Genomic DNA, 25,657 nt, shown 5'->3' on the forward strand with positions numbered 1-25,657 from the left:
GCGCAAGCCCCGTGCCCGGGGCATCTGCCGCTGCGGCCACCGCCGCTCGCGGGTTCAACGTGAACTGGCGGCCGGGGGCGACCATTGGTAGAGCCAGGTCTCGGTGAGTCTGCGCCCATCGGCTTCGAGATGGAGCCGCAGGTTGATCGGTTCGCGACCGGTGTCCGGACGCAGGTCGAACACCGCGCGGTATCCCGACACCGGCTCCAGCGGGCGTGCGGTGGGGAACTCCACGGCGCCGCGCGAGCTATCGATGACCGGAACGACCTCCGTCCCGGGGCCGAGTCGGCTCAGTTCGCCGCCGGCGAAATCGACCGCGAAGCGCCGGGAAAAATACTTCCGTGGCACGCCGACCATCCCCCCCAGCCCGGTACGGGTCGCAATCACGTGCGCCAACGGCGGCCGAGCGGGCGTGCGCGATCCCCAGTGGAGGCGATAGCCGTACAGCAGCTCCTGGCCGGCTTCGACCGGTGCCGCGGGGTTCCAGAACGCGACGATGTTGTCGTTGGTTTCGTCCGGCGTCGGCAGCTCGACCAGTTGGACGGCGCCCTTGCCCCAATTGCCGCGCGGCTCGACCCACAAGTCGGGGCGGCGATCGTAGAACACGCCGTCGTCCTGATAGTTGTCGAAGTCGCGGTCGCGCTGCAGCAGCCCGAATCCGCGCGGATTCTCGTCGAGGTAGGCATTGAAGCGCAGCTCGGCCGGATTGGCCAGCGGACGCCACAACCACTCGCCGTTCCCGGTCAGCAGCGCGAGTCCGTCGGAATCGTGGATCTCGGGCCGCCAGTCGTTGGCCATGCGGCGGTCGTTCTCGCCGGTCTGGTACATGCTGGTGAGCGGGGCGATGCCGAGGCGCTCGATGCGCCGGCGCGGATAGAGTGCGACATCGACCTCCATGGTGAGCGTGTCGCCCGGGGCGATGTCGAAACGATAGGCCCCGGTGATGCTGGGCGAATCAAGCAGTGCATGGATGACCAGACTACGGGCGGTGGGCGCCGGCCGTTCGAACCAGAACGCAGTGAAGCGGGGAAACTCTTCGGCCCGCGACAGGCCGGTGTCGATCGCGAGTCCGCGCGCCGACAATCCGAATTGCATCTCCTTGCCCACGGCGCGGAAGTAGCTCGCGCCGAGGAATGCGGCGATGTCGCGGTCGCGGTCGGTGTGGAACAGCAGCCGAAAGCCGGCGAAGCCGAGGTCGGCGGGCAGGGGCACGCCGTCCAGGCCGCTACGGTAATGGTCGAACATCCCGGGGTCGTAGGTGATCTCGTGCGCGCGTCCATCGACGAGTTCGTGGAGCCCCACCGGATCGCGGCTGTACAGGCCGAGATGGAAGTAGCGTACCTCGAAGCGCCGGCCGTCCCCGGCCCACAGGCCGCGCTCGGGGCGGAAGCGGATCGACTGGTAGGCGTCGTAATCCATTGCCGCAACCGCCGGCGGAAGGGGCCGTGCGGGGTGCTGATAAGGCTGGCCGGCCGCGGCGCGCGCCTGGCCCTTGAACCAGGCGTGATCGATCGCCGCGCTGCCGTCACCGTGGTCGGCGGCAAGGGCGGCGATCGCCCTACCCAGCAGGGGATACGCATTTGCTGCGGCGAGCGCCGCGGTCGTGAGCAGGAATTGCCGTTTGCGCATTGTCGTTGGTTCTCGGCTCAGGGGTGAACGGGTGGCGGACCGGTCTTGCCATGCCGGCAAACCAGTCCGGATGAAGCGCGATCGGCGACCCCCACACTTCGAGGTGAAGTCGTGACAGCGTCTCGGGGTCGTTGAGCAGGGCCATCCTCTGCGCTGCCGACAGGCCGCCGGGTCCGGCTTTCACGGCGTCCGCGATGCGCTCGGCGCGGCGCTCCCGGAGTGCCGGCGAGTCGGCGGCCCGGCGGGCGCCCACTGCGCACATCAGCGCATTGACCGCAGGGTCGGTCACTGCATCGACGAAATCGGGCGGCTCCGGGGTGGCGGCGAAGCGTCGGGCGGTGTCCTGCAGCTCCACGGGTGGATGGACTTCCTCCGGAATGACGAGAAGGCCGGCCCGGCGCAGGCCTTTCCCGGTGCGGATCCGGCTGGTGAGTACGGATATCGGGATCGACAGCACGATCGCTCCCACCACCGGCAGCAGCCACCACAGGAAGGATGGGTCGAGCCAATACACGAAGCCCGCCCACACCAGCCCGATGAGCGTGTGCAGGCCGTGGCGGCGTAGCGCTTCGACCCAGCCGGTTTCGCTGTCCTCGCGCGGCGGGGACTTCCACTGGATGCGCAGCCCGAGCAGCGCCGAGGCGACGAACTGGGCATGGAACAGCATCCGGATCGGCGCCAGCAGGGCCGACAGCACCAGTTCGAGCACCATGCTGCAGCCCAGACGCAGTGCGCCGCCGAAGTCCTGCGCGCCGCGCGCCCACTGCGCCAGCACGGCAAGAATCTTGGGCAGGAAGAGCAGGGTCGCGGTGGCCCCAAACAGGGCGACGGCCCATCCCGGACGCCACTCCGGCCACAGCGGAAAGAGCTGGTTGGGCTCGACGAAATACTGCGGTTCCTCGAGCGTGTGGATCGCCAGCAGCGCCGTCGACAACACCAGGAACAGGAACCACAGCAAGGACGACAGATAGGCCATGACCCCGGTCACAAATACCGCCCGGTGGGCCGGATGGAGACCGCGGGCGAGGAACAGGCGGGCGTTCATCAGATTGCCGTGGCACCAGCGTCGATCGCGGCCGAGTTCGTCGATCAGGTTGGGCGGCATCTCCTCGTAGCTGCCGTCGAGGTCGTAGGCGAGCCACACGCCCCAGCCGGCGCGCCGCATCAACGCGGCCTCGACGAAATCGTGGGAAAGGATCTCGCCCGACAGCGAGCCGCGTCCGGGCAGGCGGGCGAGTGCACAGTAGCGGGTGAACGGAGCCACGCGAATAATCGCGTTATGGCCCCAGTAGTGCGATTCGCCCAGTTGCCAGTAATGCAGGCCGGCGGTGAACAAAGGGCCATATACGCGGGTCGCGAACTGCTGCATGCGCGCGTAGAAAGTCTCGCGCCCGGAAGCACAGGGCGCGGTCTGGATGATGCCGGCAGAGGGATTGGCCTCCATCAGCTGGACCAGGCGGGTGAGGCAGCTGCCGGTCATCACGCTGTCGGCGTCGAGCACCACCAGATAGCGGTAGTTTCGCCCCCAGCGCCGACAGAAGTCGGCGATGTTGCCGCTCTTGCGCTTGATCCGGTGCCGGCGCCAGCGGTAGAAGAGGCGGCCGAAGGCGTTCGCGTCGCGGCACATCGCCAGCCACGCGTCCACCTCGCCCACCCGAACGTCGGGATCACCGCTGTCGCTCAACACGTAAAAATCGAAATGGGCCAGCTGCCCGCTCGCGGCGACCGAATCATAGGTGGCGCGGAGGCCTGCGAACACGCGCGCCACGTTCTCGTTGCAGATCGGCATCACCACGGCCGTCCGTCCCTCGCCCAGCGTGGCATCGGCGGCCGCGCTGCGCGAGATCGCATGGCGGTCGCCGCCCCGCAGTCGCACCAGCAGACCGCAGGCCGCGGTCCAGAAGCCGGCCGAGATCCAGAAGAAGAGGATGGCGTACAGGATGAGGACGGCGACTTCCAGCGGCTGTGTGCCGTGGTAGGGCAGCACCGCGCTCATGAGACTGGTGGCGATATAGGTCTGGCCGAGGGTGAGCGCGACCAGTACCAGGCGCCGCAGCGTTGCGCTCCGGTGCCGGCGCTCGGCGCGCCGGCTTGCGGCGTCGCCGTTCGATGCCCCGTTTCCGGCCCACGCCTGAGGTGCCATGGTGCTGCGGTTGAGGGGCGGGGCACAGTGCAGCCGCGGCGTCGTGGCCCCGGCGCCGCGCGCCGCGAGCGGGACGCCGTAACCGAGTTCCAGGCGGCGCGGTGCGGAACCGCGGGCGTGGTCGATGGCACGCTCGGGGCGCGCTTCGCGTGCATCCGGCGAGTGCCGAGCGGCCAGCGCGGCATGGATCGTGGCCAGCGCCGCGGCGTCGTCCATCCCCTCGACCAACCGGTGCAGCCGCACCCGTTCGGCCGGTGCCACCGCCAGGCGCTCGAGGTAGGCGGCAGCGCGAACGGGTGCGGGCCGGAGGCCTAGTCCGCGGGCAGTATGTAGCTCCATAGCTCCGACCGTGGCGAGGTGGTGGTCTGTACATCGCGGTCGAACAACTGCGCACGCAGTTCGACCGGTCTGGTGGCGTCGCGGCGGCGCAGGCGCAGGGTGAGGCGCCAGCCTTCGAGCGCGGGGTTGGGGCTCAGACGGGTTTCGACCAGTTCGCCGTTGTCGTCGGCACTGACCTGGGCGCGCACGGGCCGGTCGGGCAGCGCTGCGGCGAAAGCCGGATCGACGAAATCCACGCGCAGCCACAGATCGTTGTCCCCCTCCGCCTTGGCGTCGTTGCCGCGCCGCGTCTGCGCCACCCAGGCTTGCGCCGGCAGCGGCGTCGCCGTGGTCGGCCAGCTCACCCGATACTCGAAGTCGTAGCGCTTGCCTTGCTCCAGCGGACGTTCGGGGACCCAGTAGGCGACGATGTTGTTGTTGAACTCGGTCGGGGTCGGAATCTGGACGAGTTCCACCCGACCCGTTCCCCACAGCCCCGCGGGCTGGATCCAGACGCTCGGGCGCAGTTCGCGTCTGGCCTCGGCGTCCTGGTAGCTGGCGAATGCACGGTCGCGCTGGATCAGGCCGAAACCCACAGGGTTCTCCATGGCGAAGGAGGTGACCAGCAGGCGGCGCGGATTGACCAGCGGGCGCCAGATCCACTGGTCACGCACGCCGTGGATGGACAGTCCGTCGGAATCGTGGATTTCGGGACGGAAGTCGTCCACGCGCGGCGGCGCGTTCTCACCGGCGAAGTGCATGCTGGCGATCGGGGCGACACCGAGCTTCCCCACCCCGGCGCGCGGATACAGCCGCGCCTTTACCTCCTGCACCGCGGTTTCGCCCGGCCGGATCACGAACCGATAGGCGCCGGTCAGCCGGGGCGAATCGAGCAGCGCATGAATGACCAGGTGGCGCTCGGTGCGCGCCGGGCGTTCGATCCAGAATTCGACGAAGCGCGGAAACTCTTCTCCGGAAGGGAGTGCGGTGTCGATCGCGAGACCGCGGGCCCAGGCCCCGTATACGCCGTCATCGCCCGGCGAGCGAAAGAGGCTGGCGCCGTGGAAGGACAGAATCTCTTCCGGTTTTCCGTTGTCGGCGGCGGCATGGACCCGGAAGCCGGCAAAGCCGAGGCCCTCGGCGGCCTTGATCTTCTCGCGGTCGAGGTTGAGGTGCCCGTATTCGAAGTCGGCTGGATCGAAGCGGATCTCGCGCACCCCGTGCGCACTCACTTCGTTGATCCGGACCGGATGCGCGTAGTTCATCCCGGGATGGAAGTAGCTGACCTCGAAGACCGTTCCCGCGCCTGCCCACAATGCCTGTGCGGGGTCGGAGCGGATGCGGCGATAGTCGTCGTAGCCGAGTTGACGGAGTTCTGCGGGCAAGGTGTCGCGCGGAGTTTCATAGGATTCCGCGGCCAGCGCCCGGGCGCGCCGCGCGACATCGGCAAAGCCGAAGGCCTGTATGGCGGCGGCGTCGACCGCGAACGACAGCCCCATGAGCATCACCGCCGCGCGCAGTCGCCGACCTGGCCGCAGCGCATGCGGACGAAGGAAGAAAGTGCGCACCACGGCAGCCGCTAGCCTTGCCGGGACGGCCCGGGGGGAGGGGCGGTTTCGGTGCGCCCCTTGCGCCGCGCATCGCCTGTGCCTGCACCGGCGCCGTTGTCGTCGATGACCAGATCCCGCTTCGTGCCGTGATCGATCGCCAGATCCTGCTCGGTGGACAACGGTGCCTGCTGTTCGCCGGTGTTCTTGTTGCCACTCGGGACGCGGCTGAAGCGCTCGTCCGCGGGGGGCGATTTGATCGCCATCCTGTTCTCCTCGATCGGTCGTTGCCTCCTTTGCTAGCAGCCAGCGTTCCCGGCGGTGGCGACGACGGCGGCACTGCATGTATGACTTATCTGCTCCGCGTTGCCGTCTCCGGGAAGCCGCCATTCGGCCCGGGCCCCCCGTTTGCTGGCAAGGATTGCCCGCGGCGCTGCAGCCGGCGCGTGCACCGCCGCGAGCGCGGCACAGCGGGCGGGAATCAAGTCGAAACAAAAAAGCGCCAGCGCAGGAGGTTGGGCATGATGGCCATCGCGGGGTATCAGTTCGGGAAACGGGTAGCGACTGCGCGCCTGTACCGGCCGAAACGGCATGGAGACCAGACCGTAAGTCGCCGATCCGGCGCGGGCGCTTTTTACATCGCCTTGTATCCGTTTCACATCGCTTCGCAGTCCTGCGCCCACGCCTGCGATGCACGGCCCGCGTTGCCGGCTGCCGAAGCTGCGCCGAATGGCGGGGGCTGAATTGCAGATGAGGCGCGGATTCGAGCAGCCGGTGGCGCCGTCGCGAGACCTTCTGCAGCGCGCGTTCCGCGCGGTGCGAGCGTTGAGCGAGCGCCTTGCCGAACCGCTCGGTGCCGAGGACCAGTGCGTACAGTCGATGCCCGACGCGAGTCCCACCAAATGGCATCTCGCGCACACCAGCTGGTTCTTCGAGGCGATGCTGCTCACCCGGTTCGGCTCGGGCTACCGGCCCTACGATGACCGTTTCCGCTATCTGTTCAATTCGTACTACGAGACCCTTGGTCCGCGCCATCCGCGCCCGGCTCGTGGGCTCCTGACCCGGCCCGGGGTGCACGAAGTGCTGGCGTATCGCGCTCACGTGGACCTGGCCATGGTCCGCTTGTTCGATCATGTCGGCGATGCGGACTGGACGGAGGTGGCTGCGCTGATCGAGCTGGGCCTGAATCACGAACAGCAGCACCAGGAGTTGCTGCTCACCGATATCAAGCATCTGTTGTCGTGCAACCCGCTGATGCCCGCCTATATCACCGGCCCGGACCGGACGCGCGCGGCGACAGCCACGCCGTCCGCTTCGGCGGCGGCGATGCGGCCCGGACCCGACGGCCTCATTGCGGTGGGGCACGATGGCGCGGGTTTTGCCTTCGACAACGAGTCGCCCCGGCACCAGGTCATGCTGCGTCCGTTCCGCCTCGCCAGCCGCCCGGTCACCTGCGGTGAGTACCTCCAATTCATGAACGACCGCGGTTACGCACGCCCCGAGCTGTGGCTCTCCGACGGTTGGGCCGCGGTCTGCGCGCACCAGTGGCACGCGCCGCTGTACTGGTTCCGCGACGGCGATGAGGGCGCGTGGCGCCTGTTTACGCTCGCCGGACCGCGCGAACTCGACCCCGCCGAACCGGTGGCGCACGTCAGCCTGTACGAGGCGGTCGCCTATGCAGCCTGGGCCGGAAAACGGCTGCCGACCGAGCACGAGTGGGAGGCGGTGGCGGCCGCTTTGCCGGTGCGCGGACATTTCCTCGACCCGGCCCGACCCGATCCCGCTCCCCATCCCCAGCCGTGTTCCCGGCCCGGGCCCGTCGACGGCGACTTCCGGCAGATGTTCGGCGACGTGTGGGAGTGGACGCGTTCGTCGTACGACCCCTATCCCGGCTATCGGCCGGTGGCCGGCGCGCTCGGCGAGTACAACGGCAAGTTCATGATCGGTCAATCGGTGTTGCGCGGCGGCTCGTGCGCGACCCCGGTCGGTCACCTGCGCGCGAGCTACCGCAACTTCTTCCCCCCCGATGCGCGCTGGCAGTTCAGCGGCATCCGCCTGGCGGAGGACGCATGATGGGTGTCCTTTCCATGAGCGTGGCGGAACTGGCAGCCGAGTCGCCCGCCTGGGTGGTGCGCGCGCCAGACCGTGTACGCCGTGTAGTGCCGGGCATGACGTTTGCTGAAGCGGGTGTGCTTTGCTCCATTTTGCCCAGCGAGGAGGCTGCAATGTTGCCATCGACAATGGACCGAGTCCCGACACATACCGCCGACCATATCAACGATCGCATCCGCAGGCGCACCGAGGTCAACGTGGAACGTGCTGCGCTCGGGGGGCGCGCCCGGATCGATCGTCGCCTGTTCGAACTCGAACGCGAATGGGACATCGAGCGCATGCTCGAGTGCAATGCGGCCTCGGCCGTGCTGCTCGGCTGTGCGCTCGGCGCGACGGTCGATCGCAGGTTCTTCGTGCTGCCTGCGCTCGTCGGCGGCTTCCTGTTGCAGCATGCACTGCAGGGCTGGTGCCCGCCCTTGGCCCTGTTCCGACGTCTGGGCGTGCGTACCGCGGGCGAGATCGAGGACGAACGCCGGGCCTTGCTGGCACGGCGCGAGGCCATGGCCGCCACCCGGGACCTCAGTCGGGCGGAGGCGGTGGAATGAGCTCGGCGCGCAGACCGGATCGGCTGAGTGACGACGATGTCTATCTGTTCCGCGAAGGCGCGCACGGCCGCCTGTACGAGAAGCTCGGTTGCCAGCTGGACGCCGACGGCGCCCATTTTTCGGTGTGGGCGCCGAATGCGCTCGGGGTGGCGGTGATCGGGGACTTCAACGGATGGAACGGCGATGCCCATCCGCTGAACCCGCGGGCGGACAGTTCCGGTCTGTGGGAGGGCCACATCGACGGCATCGCCCACGGCGATCTCTACAAATACCGCGTGTCCTGCGGCGACGGCACTTTTGCGGACAAGGCCGACCCGTTCGCCTTTTCCGCCGAACCGCCGCCATCCACGGCCTCGCGGGCGTGGCGCAGCGAGTACGCCTGGGGCGACGCCGGCTGGATGGAGAGGCGCGCCAAAGTGGCCGGCATGTCGGCGCCGATGAGCATCTACGAGGTCCATCTGGGCTCGTGGCGACGCGCGGCGGACCGTGAACTGCCGACCTACCGGGAACTCGCCCCCCAGCTCGCCGACTACGTCGCCGGCATGGGCTTCACCCATGTCGAGCTCATGCCGCTCGCCGAGCATCCGTTCTACGGCTCGTGGGGCTACCAGTGCACCGGCTACTTCGCCCCCACCTCGCGCTACGGCACGCCGGAAGACCTCATGTTCCTGATCGACACCCTGCATCAGGCCGGCATCGGCGTGATCCTCGACTGGGTGCCGTCGCATTTTCCGGATGATGCCCACGGGCTGGCCCGCTTCGACGGCACCTACCTGTACGAGCATGCCGATCCGCGACAGGGGTTTCATCCGGAATGGCATTCGTGCATCTTCAACTTCGGTCGCCACGAGGTCTGCGCCTTCCTGCTGTCGAGCGCACTGTTCTGGCTCGACCGCTATCACATCGATGCCCTGCGCGTGGATGCGGTGGCCTCGATGCTGTACCTTGACTACAGCCGCCGGGCGGACGAGTGGATTCCCAACGAGTACGGCGGGCGTGAGAATCTGGCCGCGATTGCATTTCTGCGCCGGCTCAACGAGGCCGTGTATCGCGATCATCCGGACGTCCACACCATCGCCGAAGAGTCCACCGCCTGGCCCATGGTGTCGCGCCCAGTCTATCTGGGCGGGCTCGGTTTCGGCATGAAGTGGAACATGGGCTGGATGCACGACACCCTGGATTACCTGGGCCACGATCCGCTGTTCCGCAAATACCACCACGGCCGCATCACCTTTTCCATCTGGTATGCCTTCCAGGAGAACTTCGTGTTGCCGCTGTCGCACGATGAAGTCGTGTATGGCAAGGGTTCGCTGTTCGGCAAGATGCCGGGCGACGACTGGCAACGCTTTGCGGGCCTGCGCGGGCTGTTCGGCTACATGTGGGCACACCCGGGCAAGAAGCTGCTGTTCATGGGTGGCGAGTTCGGTCAGCGCCGAGAATGGACGCACGAGGGCCAGCTCGACTGGGCTGCGCTCGGCGATCCGCGCCACGGCGGGCTGCGGCAATGGGTGGGCGACCTGAACCGGCTCTACCGCAGCGAGCCCGCCCTGCACGAGCTCGATTTCGACAATGGCGGCTTTTGCTGGATCGACAGTAACGACAGCGAGGACAGCGTGCTGTCCTTCCTGCGCTGCGCGCGCGACGGCCGGGTGGTACTGGTGGTGTGCAATTTCACCCCGGTGGTGCGCCACAATCACGTCCTCGGGGTACCGCGGGCCGGCTTCTGGCGCGAGTCGCTCAACAGCGACGCGCCGCTCTACGGGGGCAGCGGGGTGGGCAACTTCGGCGGCGTCGAGGCCGCGCCGCTCCCGGCCCACGGGCAGCTTCAGTCGCTGACCCTGACCCTGCCGCCGCTAGGCGTGCTGTTCTTCACCGCGGAGGGCGACGATGAGCAGATCCGTTTCTGAACTACCCGGCGAGGGGCGCATTCGCGCCGTCATCGAGACCGTGACCCCGCAGGTCGATGGCGGTCGCTTTGCGGTCAAGCGCGTAGTCGGCGAGGAAGTGGTGGTCGAGGCCGACTGTTTCACCGATGGTCACGACGCGATCATCGCGATGCTGTGCTGGCGCCGCGACGGCGAAGGCGAGGAGGGTGAGCGCTGGCAGGCGATGCCGATGGAGGCACTGGGCAACGACCGCTGGCGCGGCCGCTTCCGTGTCTCCGAACTCGGACGCTGGTGGTACACGGTGTCGGCCTGGGTGGATGCGTTCGCATCCTGGCGCGGGGAACTCGTGCGCCGTACCGACGCCGCCGACATCCGCATCGCCGCACTGACCGGCGCCGACCTGATCGAGGCCGCGGCGGCGCGCGCCGGGGGTGACGATGGTCAGCTGCTGAGCGCCTGGGCCGAACGTCTGCGGACGGAGAGCGCGCGCGCCGAACCCGAAGCGCTGAAGGCGCTGGCGCTCGATGCCCGGGTGGCCGAACTGGCCGCGCGCCACCCCGACCGCCGCTTCTCCACCACCCATGCCTTGCTGCCGCTCGATGTGGACCGCGTGCGCGCTGTGTTCGGCGCGTGGTACGAACTGTTCCCGCGCTCGGCGGCGAGCGCTCCGGTGCACGGCCGTTTCGCCGATGTCGTCGAGCGCCTGCCCGAGATCGCGGCAATGGGCTTCGATGTGCTCTACCTGCCACCGATCCACCCGATCGGGCGCGAGCGCCGCAAGGGGCCCAACGGTACCCTCGTCGCCGGCGAGGACGATGTCGGCAGCCCGTGGGCGATCGGCGCTGCCGAAGGCGGGCATCTCGATATCCATCCGCAGCTGGGCACGATCGACGACCTGCGGCGCCTGATCTCGAGCGCGCGCGAGCACGGGCTCGAGATCGCACTGGACGTCGCCCTCCAATGCGCCCCCGACCATCCGTGGGTGCGAGCCCATCCGCAGTGGTTCCGGCGCCGCCCCGACGGCAGCGTCCAATATGCCGAGAATCCGCCGAAGAAGTATCAGGACATCTATCCGTTCGACTTCGAAAGCGAGGACTGGCAGGCCATGTGGCACGGACTCGCCGACATCTTCCATCACTGGATCGCTGAAGGGGTGCGGATCTTTCGCGTGGACAACCCGCACACGAAATCCTTCGGGTTCTGGGAATGGGCGCTCGGCACGCTCCGCCGCGACCACCCCGACACGATCTTCCTGGCCGAGGCCTTCACCCGGCCGCGGGTGATGCACCGGCTGGCCAAGCTCGGCTTCAACCAGTCCTACACCTACTTCACCTGGCGCAACACCCGCCCCGAACTCACCGCCTATTTCGAGGAACTGGCGCACGGCCCGGGGCGCGACTACTTCCGCCCCAACGTGTGGCCCAACACGCCCGACATCCTGCCCGAGTACCTGCAACTGGGCGGACGCCCGGCTTTCGTCGTCCGCTTCGTGCTCGCCGCGACGCTGGCCTCGTGCTACGGCATCTACGGGCCGGCCTTCGAGATGATGGAGCACGTGCCGCGCGAGCCGGGCAGCGAGGAATATCTGGATTCGGAAAAATACCAGCTTCGGCATTGGCCGCGCGAACGCAAGGACACCCTCGCTGGCCTGATCGGACGCGTCAATCGCATCCGCCGCGACAACCCGGCGCTGCACGGCAACCGCACGCTGCGTTTCCTGCCGATCGACAACGATCAGCTCGTGGCCTATTCCAAGACCTCGGCGGACGGCGACAACGTCATCGTCGTGGTGGCCAACCTCGATCCGCACAACGTGCACGGCGGCTGGCTGGAACTCGATCCCGAGGTGCCGGGTGTCGGTGAGGGCACGTCCTTCCAGATGCACGATCTGCTCTCCGGGGCGCACTACCTGTGGAGCGCGGGGCGCAATTTCGTCCGGCTCGACCCCCAGCACGCGCCGGTTCACATCTTCCGCGTGCGGCGTCGGGTGCGTACCGAGCGCGACTTCGACTACTTCCTCTGAGGCCATACGTGAAACCGCCATCCCCCGACCCCGCCGGCCTGGCCACTGCTTCCGTCATCACCCCCGCGGGCGGTGCCGACGATGGCCTGTGGTACAAGGATGCGGTGATCTACGAGTTGCACGTCAAGGCGTTCTTCGACGCCAACGACGACGGTGTCGGCGACTTCGTCGGTCTCACCCGCAAGCTCGACTACATCCGCGATCTCGGCGTGGACACGCTGTGGCTGCTGCCCTTCTACCCGTCGCCGCTCAGGGACGACGGCTACGACGTTGCCGACTACCACGGCGTCCTGCCGGCCTACGGCACCCGCGCCGACTTTCGTCACTTCGTGCGTGAAGCACATCGCCGCGGGCTGCGCGTGATCACCGAGCTGGTGATCAACCACACCTCAGATCAGCACCCGTGGTTCCAGGCCGCACGCCGCGCACCGCCGGGTTCATCCAAGCGCGACTTCTATGTGTGGAGCGACAACCCCGAGCGTTACGCCGGCACCCGCATCATCTTCACCGACAGCGAGACCTCGAACTGGGCCTGGGATCCGATTGCCGGCGCCTATTACTGGCATCGCTTCTTCAGCCATCAGCCCGACCTCAACTTCGAGAATCCGCGCGTCCTGCGCGCGGTGCTGCGCACGATGCGGTTCTGGCTCGACATGGGGGTCGACGGCTTCCGTCTCGACGCGGTGCCCTATCTGCGCGAGCGCGAGGGCACGAGCAATGAAAACCTGCCCGAAACCCACGCCACCATCCGCGAGATCCGGCGCGTGATCGACGAGCACTACCGGGGCCGCGTGCTGCTCGCCGAGGCCAACCAGTGGCCCGAAGACGTGCGCGAATACTTCGGCGACGGCGACGAATGCCACATGGCCTACCACTTTCCGCTGATGCCGCGGCTGTTCATGGCGCTCGCGCAGGAGGACCGCTTTCCGGTGATGGACATCATGCGCCAGACCCCGGACATCCCCGACAACTGCCAGTGGGCGATCTTCCTGCGCAATCACGACGAGCTCACGCTGGAGATGGTCACCGACCGCGAGCGCGACTACATGTGGCAGTTCTTCGCCAACGACCCGCGGATGCGGATCAACGTCGGCATCCGGCGGCGGCTCGCTCCGCTGCTTGAGAACAGCCGCGACCGCATCGAGCTGATGTCCTTCCTGCTGTTCACCATGCCGGGCACACCCATCGTCTATTACGGCGACGAACTCGGGATGGGCGACAACGTCTATCTGGGCGACCGCAACGGCGTCCGCACGCCGATGCAATGGACCTCCGACCGCAACGCCGGGTTTTCGCGCGCCGATCCGCAGCAGCTCTACCTGCCGCCGATCATGGACGCGATCTACGGCTACCAGGGGATCAACGTCGAGGCCCAGGCGCGCAACCCGCACTCGCTGCTCAACTTCAACCGCCGCCTGATCTCGATGCGCAAGGGCTACCGTGCCTTCGGCCGCGGCAATCTGGTGTTCCTCGAGCCCGGCAACCGCAAGGTGCTGGCCTACCTGCGGGAGTATGACGACCCCGCGGACCCACAGCGGGGCGAACAGCGCATGCTGTGCGTGGCCAATCTGGCGCGCACGCCGCAGGCGGTGGAGCTCGATCTGGCCCGTCACGAGGGCCGGGTGCCGGTGGAGATCACCGGACGGACGCCGTTCCCGCCCATCGGTCGGCTTCCCTATCTGCTGACGCTGCCCGGTCATGGCTTCTTTGCCTTCGAGCTCTCGACCGAGGCCCCACCGCCGGAGTGGCACGAGGAAAGGCTGGCGCAGGCCGACCTGCCGATGCTGGTGATGACCGAAGGCTGGCGCACCTTCCTGCGCGCCCAGGATGACGGCAACCGGGTGCGCCAGGCGATTGCCACCCGCAGCCGCGAGCAGTTGCAGAACGAAGTGCTGCTGCCCTACCTGCAGGCCCGGCGCTGGTTCGCCGCCAAGGGCGAACAGGTCGTTCGGGTCGGGGTGATGGACGAGCAGGAGTGGCAGATCGGCGGCAGCAGCTGGCTGCTCGTACTGCTCGAGGTCGAGCTCGTCGGCGCGCCTCCGCACACCTATTTCCTGCCGCTGGGCATCGCCTGGGAGGAGGGCGGCGCACATCCGTCCGATCGCTACGGCGCGGTCGCCCTTGCCCGCGTGCGCGAGAAGGCGCGCATGGGGCTGCTCTACGATGCCTTTATCGATCCCGCCTTCTGCCGTGCGCTCGGACACGCGATGGGCGCCGGCGGGACGGTGCCGATGGGGCGCGGGAGCCTGCGCTTTGCCACCGCACCGGCGTGGTCCGAACTGGCCGATGCCATCGACGACGAGGTCCGTCAGCCCGCGCTGGAGCAGACCAATACCGGGGTGTTCTTCGGCAAGCGCCTCTACCTGAAGGCCTACCGGCGCCTGCAGGCGGGCATCAACCCCGAACTCGAGATCGGCTATTTCCTCGGTGCCGCCGGCTTCGCCCACATCGCCCGCGTCGTCGGCTCCACCGAGTATGTCGCCGCCGACGGCAGCACCGCGGCGCTGGCGATGATCCAGGAGTTCGTCGACAACCAGGGCAACGCCTGGGATTACACCCTGCACCATCTGGAGCGGCTGTTCTCCCCCGACAACTGGCCGGGCACCGGCGACGACCACGACATCGACACTCTCAACCGGGTCTATCTGCTGCAGATGGAGACACTGGGCCGGCGCGTGGCCGAGATGCACCTGGCGTTCGCCGGCGCCGTGGGCGACCCGGCGTTCACGCCGGAAGCGCTGGAGCGCGCCGAGGTGGAGGGCTGGCGCGCCACGGTTTCCGAGGACGTCACGCACACGCTGGATCTGCTCGAGACGCGGCTCGCCGCACTCGATGAGCCGAGCCGCGAGGCCGCCATGCTGGCGCTCCAGGCACGGACCGAGCTGCTGTCGTGCCTCGCGGCGCTCGATCTCGGCCCCGAGGGACTGATGAAGACCCGCTACCACGGGGACATGCATCTCGGCCAGGTGCTGGTGGTCCAGAACGATTTCGTTCTGGTCGATTTCGAGGGCGAACCGGCCCGGCCGATCTCGCAGCGACGAAACAAGCATTCGCCGTGGCGCGACGTGGCGGGCATGCTCCGATCCTTCGACTATGCGGTGCGAACCACGCTGGAGCGAACCGTGTCGACTCAGCCGCAACGGACGCAGGAGATGACCGATGCGTTGGCGCGCTGGAAGGCGGAGGTGGTCTCCGCCTTCCTCGGCGCCTATCGGGAGGCGCTGGGGCGCGCGCCGATTGGCGCGGAAACCGGCTTCCTTACACTGTTCGTGATCGAGAAGCTGTTGTACGAACTGCGCTACGAAATCGACAACCGTCCGGAATGGGCGCGCATCCCGCTTGCGGCCCTGGCCGAGTTCATTGCCGGCGAGCATTGATCGGCGGCGTCCGCGCGGCGCGCACTTTTTACCTGCCACTGCAATTTCTGCCCTATGGGCCGGAGCCGCATCGGTGCCCTCCATCCCCCTACGAAGTGTCCCCGAGTGCGCCTGCGACGGGCGCTCCGCCTGCGCTGTACCGGTGTCCACCAGCGGGCCTCGCCGCCGTTCGGGTGCAGCCGACGAACTGGGCGCCGCGTCTGCAGCCGACGCGCGGGGTATGCCGATTGCAGCGCGGGAGTGAGCGGCGGCATGAGGTCGGCGCATCGTTCTGGAGGATTTTCGTCATGGCTCAACTTGCCCTTTCGCCCGAACTGAAGACATGCATCGACGACTGTCAGCACTGCCATCTGGTCTGCCTCGCCATGGCCACCGGGCACTGCCTTGAAAAAGGCGGTCGCCACGTGGAGCCCGAGCATCTGCGCACCATGCTGGTCTGCGCCGAGATCTGCCGCACTGCGGCAACCGTCATGATCACCGGTTCCACGCTGCATCGCCAGATGTGTGCGGTGTGTGCCGATACCTGCGACGCCTGTATCAGCAGCTGCCGCGACCTGGACGAGATGGACGAATGCATCGCCGCCTGCGAACGGTGCAAGAACAGCTGCGAGTCCATGACCAGCCGCTGAGGACCACGTGCGAAGCGGCGGGCCTCGGGGGGAGTGGCCCCATCGAAGCGGGACTGCCGGATTGCTCCCGCAGCGGATGCCGGAACGCCGATTGCACGGTCGAGGCGGAGCCCCTTGTTCAGTGGGGCAATGGGAGCATGACGATGGACGACAAGAGGCATTCTGATCACGGAGGGCCAGCGGGAAAAGGGGCGCCGCAACCGGCCCGCGAGCAAGCCGCTGCGATCGGCAACGACAGCGGCGGCCGCGGCTACGAAGGCGATGCCCTCCCCGGGGAGCCGGGAACCGGCTCGCCGTCCGGGTGGACGGACCGGACCGGAACGCAGGGCCGCGCGACCGATGGCACCGTGATCGCCAGCGATTGCCTTGCGGGCACGCCGGTCCATGGCAGCGACGACGCGTTGCTGGGGCGGGTGAGCCACGTGTTGTTGGATCTCGCCGAGGGCTGCATCGCCTTCATCGTCGTCGAGCTCGAGGAGGCGGCAGGCGGCGCGTCGTGTGCCATTCCCTGGACTGCGCTCGATGTCGATCCCGCCATACCGCGGTTCTCGCTGGCGCAGACCGCGGACGACCTGCGCCAGGCTCCCACTTTCGATCCGGCGCACTGGCCGCCGATGGCAGATTCCGCCTGGCTGGACCGGGTGCACCTGTTCTTCGACTGCCTGCCGTACTGGGTCCCCCCGCGCTAGCTGGCGCTCGCTCTCAGGGCGGCGGAGCGGCCTGTGGGTGCCCGCTGGCGCTCAGCAGCGAGGCCACGATCGCAGTGCGCAATGGCCGCCATGCGGCGTCGTCGGCGCGCACATGGCGCTGGTTGAGCTCCAGTTCCACCCCGATGTATTGCGTTGCCGGATAGCGCCGCCGCAGGTAGGCACAGAAGCCGTCGGCGCGGCCGGTGTAGGGATAGTTGCGGCGGATTCTCAGGGTGGGTGCGAGCATGCGCAGCGCGTCGAACCAGCGCGTGCACAGTTCGACTTCATCGGGGCGCCGCGGATCGTAGAGGAAGGCGACGTCCGCGTTGCGCTCGTGTCCGCCAAGTATGGGGGTGAAGCTGTGACTGGACACGTGCACGACCTTCCTGCCCAGTGCGAGCGCCTGCGCGACCAGCCCTTCGACGCGCTCGCGGTAAGGCAGATAGTAGAGTTCGTCGATCGCCGCGCGCCGAGCCGGCGGCAGCGTGCGGGTGAGCTCGGAGAAGCGCGCGCGGTGGCGAGGGGAGCGGTTGAGGTCGACGAGCAGCCGGGTGACGGTCGCGAAGACCAACACGCTGCCCAGTGCGGCCGCCAGGTCGCGGGCGACGGCGAGTGCGCCGGGGTCGTGGCCGCGGTGGCTGACGAGCAAGGCCTCGTGGCCGTCGAACAGCGCCTGGAACGGCGTGGGCACCTGATTGCCGCCGTGTTCGCAGGTGACCAGGAAGAACGCATCTCCGGCCCCGGGGGTGGGGGCACGCGGTGGCACGGGCGGCGGCCCGTCGGTGGCCGCAGCGTCGGTTGCGTTCAGGCCGCTTCGCCGTACATCCGGTTTTCGCGCAGGCATTGGCACAGCTCGCCATAGACCGGGCGCAGACGCCCGGGATCCTTGTCCAGCGCCTGCTCGAGGCGGCGAGCAAGCGGGCCGCGCTCGAGGATCAGACTCAAGGGCGGGAGCCACCGCGGTGCGAGCAGGCCGTCATCACCAAAGAGCCCGATCAGGCGCCGCCACAACGCGCCGGCGGTCAATGGACTGCCATCGAGGCCGAACAGCCGCAGATAGTCCCGGTCGGTGATCGATGCACGGTCGGCATCGCGAATGCAGTCTTCGAAGATCTGCGTCAGCGCCGCGGTTTCGAGCGCTTGCGCGGGCGCGGCCGTGGCTTCGTACAGGTGGCGGACGAGTGCCGTGGTGGCCGCGACCACCGCAAGATCGGCGCGCGCGCATTCCTGGGCGTCGAGCACCCGGATCTCGATCGCGCTGCGCTGGAAGCGGGGTGCCGCGGCGCGCACGTCGAGCCACTCGTGCTGCAGCACGCTGGTGTCGCCGATTCCGGGCAGGGTGCCGTACTCCGCGACTTCGCGGTACATCGGGGCGAGCACGGTGGCGTGGTATTCGGCCGGCGAGGCGCATGGCTCCGGGATGCAGGCGCCCATGGAAGAGGGCACCTGGCGCTGGTGATCGCGGTACACCGCCAGGCGGTGATCCATATGGGGGCTCGGACGGCTGTCGGCCCACGGTGAGCTGGCGGCGATCGCCGGGAGGATCGGCAGGGCGAGCCGGATCGCGGCGTGGAGACGGGCGAATTCCTCCTCGCCGGCAAAGGGCAGGTTCAGGTGGACGCTCTGCAGATTGCCCCAACCGTGGCGGCGACAATCGAAGATGCGGTCGTAGGCACCGTAGATCGCCGCATTGTCATGGGTCCACAGGCGGGTTTCGGTTACCGGGTCCATCCATGGATGCATGCCGCCGGGCATCAATTGCGCGCCCGTGTCGGCGAGCAGCCGGTTGGCCGCGCCGACCTCGGCGTGAAAGGCCTCCGGCAGTTCTTCCAGCGTGGGCACCGGGGAGAGGTTCTTCAGCTCCACCACGTGCAGCGCAAGCTCGTTCGACCATCCCATGGCACCGCGTTCCACCGCGGCCGCCGGGTGTCCGGCCAGTGCGCACAGCAGGGCGTCGGCCGCCGGGCGCACGTCCAGATGCGTACGGTCGACGATCATGTATTCGATCTCGACCCCGTAACCGGCAAAGGCCGATAGCGTGCAGGCTTCCTCGTTCATGAATTCCCTCCACCCTCGCGGCGCCGTTCCAGGCGGCGCAGAAAGACGCCCATCACCTCGCGATAGAGCGCGTCCTTGAGTACGCCGTCCTCATTGCCGGCGTCCACATTGGGGTTGTCGTTGATCTCGATGATGCAGCAGCGGTTCGCGGTCTGCTTGATGTCCACGCCATAGAAACCGTCGCCGATCAGGTTGGCCGCCTGCAGCGCCAGGTTCACCACCTCTTCCGGCGCTTCGCCCACCGCCAGCGCCTCGGTGCGGCCCTCGCGGTGTCGGGGCTCGCCGTCGCGGTTGATGATCTGCCAGTGGCCGCGCGCCATGTGGTACTTGCAGACGAAGATCACGCGGCGATCGAGGATGCCGACGCGCCAGTCGAACTCGGTCGGCAGCCACTCCTGGGCGACGATGAGGTCGGACTTCTCCAGCAGCGCGCCGACCTTGGCGCGCAGGTCCTGTTCGCTCTCCGCCTTTTCCACGCCGGAAGAGAACGAACTGTCCGGCTGCTTGAGGACGCAGGGCAGGGCGAGCAGCGGCACGATCTGGTCCACGTTGCCGCGGTGGATCAGCAGCGTACGCGGCGCCGGCAGATTGTGATGGGCGAGCAGCTCGGCGAGATAGACCTTGTTGTTGCACTTCAGGATCGAATCCGGGTCGTCGATCACCACCAGCCCTTCACCCAGCGCACGGCGGGCGAAACGGTAGGTGTAATGGTGGACGAAGGTGGTGTCGCGGATGAACAGGGCATCGAACTCGGGCAAACGGCCGAAATCGCCCGGGGTGATGAACGCCGGGCGGATCCCGAGCGCACGCGCGGCGTCGGCGAATTTGTTCAGGGCTTGCGGATTGGACGGCAGGTCATGCCCTTCCGGATTGTGCAGAATGGCGAGGACATAGTCGCGCGCCCGCTGTCGGTCGGCGCCGCGCGGACGACCGGCAAAATGGCTCGCCGCGGCTTCGTACATGAAATTGCGGTGGGTCTCGGGCAGTTCGGCGATGCCGAGCAGGCGAATGTTGCGGGTATGCCAGTGCCCGCCCGAACGCTCGAAGCGCACGCGCAACAATGGCGCCTGCAGCAGGGCAAAGAGCTGCCCGGCGAGTACGTTGTAGCGTTGGGCGAGGTTGCGCCCGAAATACACGCTGAGTTCGAAACGGTCGGATTTCAACGGCGCCAGGGTCTGCTCGACCAGTTGTGCAAGCTGTCCGGTCAGCACCTGGACCAGGTTCTGCGACTGCAGATCCTCCATCGTGCCGGCGCGCGGCCACGGGTGGTGTCCGCGCGCCTCCGCGAGCAGCGACACGTAGTAGCCCAGGCTCTGATAGCGGTACGACCGGCACAGGTTGAATACCCGTGCGGCGCGGTCCTCGCCGTAGGCCGGATCGGTGAGGTAGCTGCGCGCCGGGACGACGGTAAGACCGGCTTCGACCACGGGCCAGTCGTCCGCGGCGTCGACCACGATCAGGGTGCTCAAAGGGCGTCTCCGGTGGCATCGTTGCGGCGCGGGGAGAGCACCAGCAGATTGGCATCGTGGGTGACGATGCCGAGCAGGACCGAGTTGAATACGCGGTCCATCCGCAGCCAGTAGTCGCGCGTGCCGCCGTACGGATGCGGACCGTAAGGATCGGCCACGAGCAACTTGTGCGACGGGCGATCGTATCCGGTAATGACCACGAAGTGCCCCGCCGGCGTGCCGCGCAGGTCGTCGGGGATGTCGGTCGGACCGAATTCGCGCGCGGTGCGATAGAGGAAGGTCGAGCTCAGTCCGGTGATGATCGGATGCCTGCGACGCAGCAGGCCCCGCACCAGCGGCGGCGACAGATCGGTGAAGCGCAGGCGGCCGCCGAGGCGCAGGAACTCGAGATAGCCTTCGGTGGCATGGCGGAGCCGCGGGTGGTCCTTCAATTCGAGCTGGGCGACCAGCCGTTCGCCGATGTCCACCCGGCCGCGGAACCACGTAGGGTCGAAAACCGTGAGGTTGTAGGTGTAGATCGTCGCCGTGTAGCCGTGGGTGAGCGCATCGCAGGCGAGGAACACGGCGAAGGTGCCGCCATGTTCGAACGTCCGGGTGCGACCGATCACCTCTTCCAGTGTGATGTCGCTGCCCCAGTAGCGATAGACCGCATGCAGGCAGGTCGGCCCGCAGGTGGTTTCGGTGGGCTGGGGCAGGATGTTCAGCGGCAGGTGCAGGGCGCTTGGAAGCATCGGTGGGGCCGAGGGTCAGATCATCGATGGCGGACCGGACGCCACGCCGAATGGGAGCTGTCGCAGGAAGGGTTCGCAGCGGGGCGCGGCCTCGTTATCGGGGTCGTCAACCGGGGACGGATCCGGATCCGGGTCGGGAATCGGATCGGGAGCGGGGTCGGGTGCCGGATTGGGCGAAGGAAACGGGCGGTGGGCGGTCCATGCCGCTGCCTTCGGCACCATGCACGATCCGGATCCGACATCGATGACTTGCATCCTGAGCCTCCAGTAGTAGGGGTGGCTCGGAATCCGGGCAAGCAGCGTGCCTTGAAAACCGGGTCGCAACGGAGCGCGGAACGACCGGAACCCAGTAGTTCTTACCGGTACGCTGCAAAGCTTACCTGCCGTGGTCGCACGCTGACGGGGAAGGGGCGGGAACGCCGTTTGCTGCCGCCCAATCACAATGATCGGCGGAGCCGTGAGGAGACAGGATGAACCCGTCAGCAACAAGGAGCACTCCGATGAACGCGCGTCATACTCTCTGTATTCTCGCCCTGGGCGGCCTTCCGCTATTCACGGCCTGCAACGACCGCCAGGCGGCCGACCCGACGACAGCTGCGCCGGCAACTGAGCCCGCAGCCGAGGCCAAGGTGGCCGACGGCGTGCTCGGCTCACGGGTCAAGGCGGCGCTGGCCGCCGACGGCCGGATCAACGCCGGCGCGATCTCCGTGGCCGTTGCCAATGGGCAGGTCACCCTCGATGGCATCGTTCCGGCCGACCAGATTACCCGCGCCGATGCGGTGGCGCGCAGTGTTGCGGGGGTCGTAGAGGTCATCAATGCCCTCGAACCGGCATTGCCGGGATCCTGACCGAACCACCCCCCAGTCCGGACCGCGCGCGGGCGCCGCCATCGGCCAGCGCGCACTGCCGGCCATCGTTCTCGTAGTGGGCGCCTGCGCGGGCCCGCAATCCATGCTCGATCCGGCCGGCCCCGCTGCCGCCGAGATCGCCCGCCTGTGGTGGGGCATGGTTGCATTTGCCGGCGTGGTGCTGAGTGGTGTCGTGCTGGCCTGGTTGATGGCCTTGCGGCGCACGCCCCGCGCGCTCGACGATAACGCGGCGCGGCGCATCGGACTGCGGTGGATCGTTCTCGGCGGCGTTGCGCTGCCGAGCGCGAGCATCGTCGTCCTCCTCGCCTTCGGCATCCCCGCCGGGCACCGGATGATGGCACTGCCGCTCGCAGACGGGATCCCGGTGCGCATCGAGATCACCGGCCATCGCTGGCGGTGGGAAGTGCGTTATCCGGAGGCCGACGTCGTGGTGGTCGACGAACTGCATCTGCCCGCGGGCCGTACCGTGGATGTGCATGTGCGCAGCGCCGATGTCATCCACTCGTTCTGGGTGCCGCGCCTCGCGGGCAAGATCGACCTGATCCCGGGCCGGACCAATGTCGTCCGCCTGCGCGCGGACCAGCCCGGGGTGTTCCGCGGCCAGTGTGCCGAGTTCTGCGGGACCGGCCATGCGGGGATGGTGCTGCAGGTGCAGGCGCATGAACCGGCGGCGTTCGCCGCCTGGCTGGAGGCGCGCCGGCGATGAAGGGCGATGCCGACCCGTCCGATCCGATCAGTCTGCACGACGACTTCAACGAGGTCTGGGGCAATCCGCGTGGCTGGAAGGCGCTGACCATCGTCAATCACACCACGGTCGGGGTGCGGTTCATGCTCACCGGACTGGGGTTCTTCCTGTTCGGTGGCCTTCTTGCCATGCTGATCCGCACCCAGCTCGCGCTGCCCGGCCAGATGCTGGTGACGCCCGAGGTCTATGCCCAGGTGTTCACCATGCACGGCACGGTGATGATGTTCCTGTTCGCGGTGCCGATGATGGAGGGGCTTGCGGTCTACCTGCTGCCCAAGATGCTGGGGGCACGCGACCTGGTGTTTCCCCGCCTGTCGGCCTTCGGCTACTGGTGCTACCTGTTCGGCGGCCTGATCCTGGTCGCCAGCCTGTTCCTCGGTCTGGCGCCCGACGCCGGCTGGTTCATGTACACGCCCTTGTCGAGCAAGACTTACTCGCCCGGACCGAACTCCGACTTCTGGTTGCTCGGTGTCACCTTTGTCGAGATCTCGGCGGTGTCGGCCGGGGTCGAGCTCGCGGTCTCGATCCTGCGTTCGCGTTCGCCCGGGATGGCGCTGAACCGCATGCCCCTGTATGCGTGGTACATGCTGGTGACCTCAATGATGATCGTGCTCGGCTTTCCGCCGCTGATCCTGGGCAGCATCCTGCTCGAACTCGAACGCGCGGCCGGCATGCCATTCTTCGACGTGCTCCGCGGCGGCGATCCGGTGCTGTGGCAGCACCTGTTCTGGCTGTTCGGCCATCCCGAGGTGTACATCATCTTCCTGCCGGCGGCCGGCATCGTGTCCACCCTGATCCCGGTGTTCGCACGACGGCCCGCGGTGGGCTACACTTGGGTGGTACTGGCCGTGCTCACCACCGGCTTCATCAGCTTCGGGCTGTGGGTCCACCACATGTTCACGGTGGGCATCCCGCAGCTGGCACAGGCCTTCTTCTCGGCGGCGAGCATGCTGGTCGCGGTGCCGACCGGCATCCAGATATTCTCGTGGATCGCCACCCTGTGGCTGGGGCGGCCGGTCTTCCACGTGCCCATGCTGTGGATCACGGGCTTCCTCGTGGTCTTCGTCACCGGGGGCCTGACCGGGGTCATGCTCGCCCTGGTGCCCTTCAACTGGCAGGTCCATGACACCCAGTTCGTCGTCGCCCACCTGCACTATGTGCTGGTGGGGGGGATGTTCTTTCCGCTGGTGGCGGGGATCTACTACTGGCTGCCCCATTTTTCCGGACGCATGCCCTCGGCCAGGCTCGGACGACTGGGCTTCTGGCTGGTGTTCGTTGGCTTCAACCTGAGCTTCCTGGTGATGCACTGGACCGGCATGCTCGGCATGCCGCGGCGCGTCCATACCTACGAGACCGGCCTCGGATGGGATCTGCCCAATCTGCTGTCGTCGGTCGGGGGTTTCGTGATGGCAGCCGGGGTTGCCACCGTCCTTGCCGACCTGGTTCTTCATTTTCGCTACGGTGAGCAGGCCCGACCCAATCCGTGGACCGCCGACACCCTCGAATGGGCGACCGCGATGCCGCCGACGGCCTATAACTTCGCCAGTCTGCCAGTCATCGAGGGCCGCCATCCGCTGTGGGAAACACCCGCCCTGGGCGACGATCTGGCGCGTGGATGCGGCGGGCTGGCCGTGATCGATCACGGCCGGCGCGAGACCTGGGGCAGCGACCCGGTGAGCGGCGCGGTGCGCGAGATCATTCACCTGCCGGGCAACAGCTGGCTGCCCATCATCGCTGCGGGGCTGCTCGCGCTGGTGTGCATCGCGCTGGTTGCCGGAGCCTATGCCGCCGGCGGCGTGATCTCGCTGTTCGCGGCGGCGGTGGTGCTGCGCTGGTCGTGGGAGAACGGTGCCCATCCGGCGGCCGCGCCCGATGCCCGCACCGCGCCGGGCGACCCGCCCTTGCACTCCCGTACCTTCGACGGGCCCGGTCTGATGGGCATGGGATTGACCCTGCTCGCCGACGGCGCCCTCTATCTTTCGCTGCTGTTCGGCTGGTTCTATCTGTGGACCGTGGCCCCGGCCTGGCAAGTCCCCGCTACCCCCGGAATCGGCAGCGGCGGCGGCGGCGGGGTGGCCGGATTCATGCTGCTGGCGGCGGTCGTCGTGCTCACCGCGGCCGTGGGCGGCATGCGCCACCTGCTGCTGCGTCTGCGGCGCGGGAATGAGGACGGCCTTGCGCTTGGGCTCGGCGTGCTGGCCGTGACCGGGGTGGCGCTCACCGCACTGCTGGTCGCCACCCTACAGGCGGCCGGGCTGGAACCGACCGCCACCGCACACGATGCGGTGATCGCCGTGATCCTGGGCTACAACGTGTTCCACTGCGCGCTTGCCACCGTGCTCGCCGCGCTCCAGGCCGTGCGCGCCCGCCACGGCCACGTCGGGGTCGCATCGCCGTACGAGCCGATGGTGATGGGGCGGCTGTGGTACTACAACCTGGGGGTGTTGTGGAGCAGCTATTTTGCGCTCGTGCTGTTTCCGCCCGGCTGGGGACACGGATGAAACTGTCGCCCTTTCACCCGCTGCAGATCGCGCTCGGCCTCATCGTCTGGAGCGCATGGTTCGTGGCGCTCTACGCCGGCGTGGCAGTGGCGTGCGAGCGCATGGCGCAGCCTCTGCAGGCCGGGCCGTATTCGATCAACCTCGGCCTTGCCGTATTCACCCTGCTGGTGGCGCTGCTCCCCGGCGGCTTTGCGCTGATCTGCTGGCGTGCCGCGAGCCGCGCCGGCGCGCGGCCCGGACGCGAACGTTTCATTGCCCGCCTCGGTGCCGCGGTACACCTGACCGCCATGTCGGTGATGCTGTTCATCGCGCTGCCGCTGCTGCAGTTGCCGCCATGCCTGTGAGCGCCCGGCGTCCCATGCACCGGGCCCGGAACGGCCGGGTGG

20 protein-coding genes are annotated in these 25,657 nt (G+C 67.9%); 11 read left to right on the forward strand and 9 right to left on the reverse strand.

All coding sequences use genetic code 11. From position 1 onward, the window contains the following. Nucleotides 1-54: 54 nt before the first annotated feature. From AC3A35_RS15545 to AC3A35_RS15560, 4 genes are all read right to left on the reverse strand, one after another. The gene (locus tag AC3A35_RS15545) at nt 55-1,629 is read right to left on the reverse strand and encodes an OpgD/OpgG family glucan biosynthesis protein (RefSeq protein WP_487437079.1); all 1,575 of its coding nucleotides are present in this window, start codon (nt 1,627-1,629) and stop codon (nt 55-57) included. Further along, a complete protein-coding gene (gene mdoH, locus AC3A35_RS15550) occupies nt 1,559-4,111 on the reverse strand; it encodes a glucans biosynthesis glucosyltransferase MdoH (protein ID WP_487437080.1) in 2,553 nt (850 codons plus the stop codon). Before mdoH ends, AC3A35_RS15545 begins: the two co-directional genes overlap by 71 nt. Beyond that, a complete protein-coding gene (locus AC3A35_RS15555; protein WP_487437082.1) occupies nt 4,084-5,589 on the reverse strand; it encodes a glucan biosynthesis protein G in 1,506 nt (501 codons plus the stop codon). The genes mdoH and AC3A35_RS15555 overlap by 28 nt, the downstream gene beginning before the upstream one ends. An 80-nt stretch (nt 5,590-5,669) precedes the next feature. Further along, complete coding sequence (locus tag AC3A35_RS15560) at nt 5,670-5,903, reverse strand: hypothetical protein (protein WP_487437083.1); 234 nt, start codon at nt 5,901-5,903, stop codon at nt 5,670-5,672. A 484-nt stretch (nt 5,904-6,387) separates the two neighbouring features. Here AC3A35_RS15560 and egtB point away from each other — a divergent pair, with 484 nt between their 5' ends. The 7 genes from egtB (at nt 6,388) to AC3A35_RS15595 (ending at nt 16,898) form a co-directional block, all read left to right on the forward strand. Continuing rightward, a complete protein-coding gene (gene egtB / locus AC3A35_RS15565; RefSeq protein ID WP_487437084.1) occupies nt 6,388-7,710 on the forward strand; it encodes an ergothioneine biosynthesis protein EgtB in 1,323 nt (440 codons plus the stop codon). 152 nt (nt 7,711-7,862) lie between these two features. Continuing rightward, nucleotides 7,863-8,294, forward strand: coding sequence for a YgaP family membrane protein (locus AC3A35_RS15570; RefSeq protein ID WP_487437085.1), 432 nt, complete (start codon nt 7,863-7,865; stop codon nt 8,292-8,294). Further along, the gene (gene glgB / locus AC3A35_RS15575; protein WP_487437087.1) at nt 8,291-10,201 is read left to right on the forward strand and encodes a 1,4-alpha-glucan branching protein GlgB; all 1,911 of its coding nucleotides are present in this window, start codon (nt 8,291-8,293) and stop codon (nt 10,199-10,201) included. The genes AC3A35_RS15570 and glgB overlap by 4 nt, the downstream gene beginning before the upstream one ends. Further along, complete coding sequence (locus AC3A35_RS15580; RefSeq protein ID WP_487437088.1) at nt 10,182-12,203, forward strand: alpha-1,4-glucan--maltose-1-phosphate maltosyltransferase; 2,022 nt, start codon at nt 10,182-10,184, stop codon at nt 12,201-12,203. Before glgB ends, AC3A35_RS15580 begins: the two co-directional genes overlap by 20 nt. Before the next feature lie 8 nt (nt 12,204-12,211). Next, a complete protein-coding gene (gene treS, locus AC3A35_RS15585) occupies nt 12,212-15,580 on the forward strand; it encodes a maltose alpha-D-glucosyltransferase (RefSeq protein WP_487437090.1) in 3,369 nt (1,122 codons plus the stop codon). 287 nt (nt 15,581-15,867) lie between these two features. Beyond that, nucleotides 15,868-16,209: a four-helix bundle copper-binding protein gene (locus AC3A35_RS15590; protein WP_487437092.1), complete on the forward strand. Its 342-nt coding sequence runs from the start codon at nt 15,868-15,870 to the stop codon at nt 16,207-16,209. Nucleotides 16,210-16,346: 137 nt separating this feature from the next. Beyond that, nucleotides 16,347-16,898: a PRC-barrel domain-containing protein gene (locus AC3A35_RS15595; RefSeq protein ID WP_487437093.1), complete on the forward strand. Its 552-nt coding sequence runs from the start codon at nt 16,347-16,349 to the stop codon at nt 16,896-16,898. 13 nt (nt 16,899-16,911) lie between these two features. Here AC3A35_RS15595 and AC3A35_RS15600 read toward each other — a convergent pair whose 3' ends face one another. Genes AC3A35_RS15600 through AC3A35_RS15620 form a run of 5 tightly spaced genes read right to left on the reverse strand, consistent with a single transcriptional unit; the run spans nt 16,912 to nt 21,411 of the window. Beyond that, nucleotides 16,912-17,664, reverse strand: coding sequence for an N-formylglutamate amidohydrolase (locus AC3A35_RS15600; RefSeq protein ID WP_487437095.1), 753 nt, complete (start codon nt 17,662-17,664; stop codon nt 16,912-16,914). A gap of 38 nt (nt 17,665-17,702) precedes the next feature. Beyond that, entirely contained in the window at nt 17,703-18,956 is a 1,254-nt protein-coding gene (locus tag AC3A35_RS15605) for a carboxylate-amine ligase (protein ID WP_487437097.1), read from the reverse strand. After that, complete coding sequence (locus AC3A35_RS15610; RefSeq protein WP_487437099.1) at nt 18,953-20,425, reverse strand: RimK family ATP-grasp domain-containing protein; 1,473 nt, start codon at nt 20,423-20,425, stop codon at nt 18,953-18,955. Before AC3A35_RS15610 ends, AC3A35_RS15605 begins: the two co-directional genes overlap by 4 nt. Beyond that, the gene (locus AC3A35_RS15615; RefSeq protein WP_487437100.1) at nt 20,422-21,156 is read right to left on the reverse strand and encodes a C39 family peptidase; all 735 of its coding nucleotides are present in this window, start codon (nt 21,154-21,156) and stop codon (nt 20,422-20,424) included. The genes AC3A35_RS15610 and AC3A35_RS15615 overlap by 4 nt, the downstream gene beginning before the upstream one ends. A gap of 15 nt (nt 21,157-21,171) precedes the next feature. Next, nucleotides 21,172-21,411 (reverse strand): hypothetical protein, encoded by a 240-nt coding sequence (locus AC3A35_RS15620; protein ID WP_487437101.1) that lies wholly within the window; start codon nt 21,409-21,411, stop codon nt 21,172-21,174. A gap of 245 nt (nt 21,412-21,656) precedes the next feature. Here AC3A35_RS15620 and AC3A35_RS15625 point away from each other — a divergent pair, with 245 nt between their 5' ends. From AC3A35_RS15625 to AC3A35_RS15640, 4 genes are all read left to right on the forward strand, one after another. Next, entirely contained in the window at nt 21,657-22,004 is a 348-nt protein-coding gene (locus AC3A35_RS15625) for a BON domain-containing protein (RefSeq protein ID WP_487437103.1), read from the forward strand. Between the two features lie 103 nt (nt 22,005-22,107). Beyond that, on the forward strand, nt 22,108-22,731 hold the full coding sequence (gene coxB / locus AC3A35_RS15630) for a cytochrome c oxidase subunit II (protein WP_487437105.1): 624 nt from the start codon (nt 22,108-22,110) through the stop codon (nt 22,729-22,731). Further along, entirely contained in the window at nt 22,728-25,271 is a 2,544-nt protein-coding gene (gene ctaD / locus AC3A35_RS15635) for a cytochrome c oxidase subunit I (RefSeq protein WP_487437107.1), read from the forward strand. The genes coxB and ctaD overlap by 4 nt, the downstream gene beginning before the upstream one ends. Next, nucleotides 25,268-25,615: a hypothetical protein gene (locus AC3A35_RS15640; RefSeq protein WP_487437109.1), complete on the forward strand. Its 348-nt coding sequence runs from the start codon at nt 25,268-25,270 to the stop codon at nt 25,613-25,615. The genes ctaD and AC3A35_RS15640 overlap by 4 nt, the downstream gene beginning before the upstream one ends. Nucleotides 25,616-25,657: the final 42 nt, after the last annotated feature.

It is taken from the genome of Azoarcus sp. Soil_N_20 (genome assembly GCF_057656155.1).